This is a genomic window from Streptomyces sp. TRM49041, assembly GCF_008271805.1.
Classification (GTDB): domain Bacteria; phylum Actinomycetota; class Actinomycetes; order Streptomycetales; family Streptomycetaceae; genus Streptomyces.
Map to the genome: position 1 here is coordinate 1 of NZ_VSRY01000169.1, position 2,925 is coordinate 2,925.

Annotated in this window: 1 protein-coding gene; it reads left to right on the plus strand. The window is 74.1% G+C overall.

The features are described from left to right. Positions 1-2,925, plus strand: a 2,925-nt coding sequence (locus FVS66_RS30760) for an SDR family NAD(P)-dependent oxidoreductase (protein ID WP_149184534.1), incomplete at both ends; no start/stop codon positions are given.

Genomic DNA, 2,925 nt, shown 5'->3' on the forward strand with positions numbered 1-2,925 from the left:
AACTACTGGCTGATGCCGTCCGTTCAGGGCGGCGATGTCGCGGCGGCGGGTCTCGACCGGGTCGAGCACCCTCTCGTGGCCGCGGCCGTGCAACTGGGTGACCGGGACGAGTGGGTGTTCACCGGCCGCCTCACCACCGAGAACCAGCCGTGGGTGCGGGATCACGTTGTCCTGGGTGCGGTGATCGTGCCCGGGACCGCGTGGGTCGAGCTGGCGTTGGCAGTCGGCTGTCGTGTGGGTGCGCCGGTGGTGGACGAGCTGGTCATGGAGGCGCCGCTTCTGTTGGAGGAGGGTGCCGCGGCGCAGCTGCGGATCACGGTCGGTGCGGCCGGTGAGGACGGCCGCCGCGAGGTGGCGGTCTTCGCCCGTCCCGAGGCCGGGGACGGCGAGCAGACCGTGGCGACCTGCCACGCCCGCGGATGGCTGGCGGCGGAGGACACCGCACCGGTGGCGTCGTGGCTTCCCGGGGAGTGGCCGCCCGCCGGCGCCGAGGAGGTCACCGCGGACTCCCTGTATGCGGGGATGGCCGAGCTCGGGTTCGACTACGGGCCGATGTTCCAGGGCGTGCGTACGGCGTGGAAGGCCGACGGCGACTCGTACGCCGAGGTCGCCCTCCCCGGTGACACCGGCGGTGAGACCTTCGGCATCCACCCGGCGCTCTTCGACGCCTCCCTGCACGCGGGGCTGCCCCAGGACGGGCCGAGGGATACGGCCGTCCTGCCGTTCTCCTGGTCCGGGGTGCGCACCGGCCGACGCGGTCTGTCCCGGGTGCGGGTCCGTATGCGCCGGGTCGACGAGGCCGCCTTCGGCCTCGATGTCGTCTCCGAGCAGGGTGAGCCGGTGCTGAGTCTGGAGCGGCTGGACCTGCGTCCGGTCGACCCGGCCCAGTTGGAGCGGCTGCGGCGCAGCGGGCGGCAGTCGGTCCACCGGCTCGACTGGACCCCGGTCGAGGTCGGTGCGGCGCGGTCCGCCCGGGTGGCGGTACTGGGCGACCTGGCCGCCACGGGCGACCGGTTCCCGGACCTGGCCGCGCTGGAGACGGCGCTCGCGGGCGGCGACCCGGCGCCGCACCTGGTGCTGGCTGCTGTCGGCACCCCGGACGGGGACACGGCCGGGGCGGCCCGTACCGCTGCCGCCGAGGCGCTGGCGCTGGTGCAGCGGTGGCTGGCGAGCGAGTGGCTGGGTGAGGCGCGGCTGGTCGTGGTGACCCGGCGCGCGGTCGCTGTCGACGGGGAGACCCCCGACGTCACGCAGGCGGCGGTCTGCGGCCTGCTGCGCAGTGCGCAGTCCGAGCACCCCGACCGGTTCGTCCTGGTCGACCTCGACCTCGACCTCGACGGTGACGGTGACGGTGAGGGTGAGGGCGACGAGCCGGACTGGGGCGCGCTCCTCGACACCGACGAACCCCAGCTCGCCGTCCGCGGCGACGCGGTGTTCGCGCCGCGCCTGACCACGGCCGCCGCGCCGGCGGACGACGCGTGGCACCTGTCCGTCACGCGCAAGGGCTCCCTCGAGGACGTGGAGATCACGCCCTGCGACGCCCGTCGCCCGCTCGCCGCCGGCGAAGTACGGATCGGGGTACGTGCCGCGGGGGTGAACTTCCGCGACGTACTGATAGCCCTCGACCTGTACCCCGACGACGTACCCCTGGGTGCGGAGGCGGCCGGCGTGGTGCTGGAGACAGGTGCGGACGTCACCGGATTCGCGCCCGGCGACCGGGTCTTCGGCATCGTGATGGAATCCTTCGGCCCGGTGGCCGTCGCCCACCAGGGACTGCTCGCCCGGATTCCGGACGGCTGGTCGTTCAGCCAGGCGGCGTCCGTGCCGGTGGCCTACGCGACCGCCTACTACGGCCTGGTGGACGTGGCCGGGCTGCGCGCGGGAGAGCGGGCCCTGGTGCACGCCGCCGCCGGTGGCGTGGGCACGGCGGCCGTGCAGATCGCGCGGCACCTCGGCGCCGAGGTGTTCGCCACGGCAAGCCCGGTCAAGTGGGACGCCGTCCGGGCGTCCGGAGTCGCGGCCGACCACATCGCCTCCTCGCGGGAGACCGGCTTCCGGGATGCGCTGCTGGACGTCACCGGGGGCGCCGGGGTGGACGTGGTGCTGAACTCGCTGGCGGGCGAGTTCGTCGACGCCTCCCTGGACCTGCTGCCGCGCGGCGGCCGGTTCGTGGAGATGGGCAAGGCGGACATCCGCGACGCGGAGACGATCGCGGCGGAGCGGCAGGGCGTCGCCTACCGCGCGTTCGACCTGTGGGAGGCGGGACCCCGGCGGCTGGGCGAGCTGCTCTCGGAGATCGTGACCCTGTTCCGGCAGGGTGCGCTGCAGTTCGCGCCGATCCGGACGTGGGACGTGCGGCAGGGCCGCGAGGCGCTGCGCCATCTGCGGGAGGGTCTGAACGTCGGCAAGGTCGTACTGACCGTTCCGGCGCCGCCCCTGGGCCTTGAGGGCACCGTCCTGATCACCGGTGGTACGGGTGGTCTGGGTGCGATGTTCGCCCGGCACCTGGCCGGGACTCGGGGTGTGCGCCATTTGCTGCTGCTCAGTCGGCGTGGTGCGCGGGCCGAGGGTGCCGCGGAGCTCGTCGCCGAGCTGGAGGGCCTGGGCTGTGAGGCGCGGGTCGTGGCGTGTGACGTCGCGGACCGCGACGAACTGGCCTCGGTGCTCGGCTCGGTGGAGCATCCGCTGACCGCGGTGGTGCACGCGGCGGGTGTCCTTGACGACGGTGTGGTGGAGTCCCTGTCGCCGGAGCAGGTCGAGCGGGTGATGCGGCCCAAGGTGGACGCCGCGTGGCATCTGCACGAGCTGACCGCCGACGCCGACCTGTCGGCGTTCGTGGTGTTCTCGTCTGTGGCCGCGCTTATCGGCAGCCCCGGTCAGGCGAACTACGCGGCCGCGAACGCCGCTCTGGACGCGCTGGCCGGG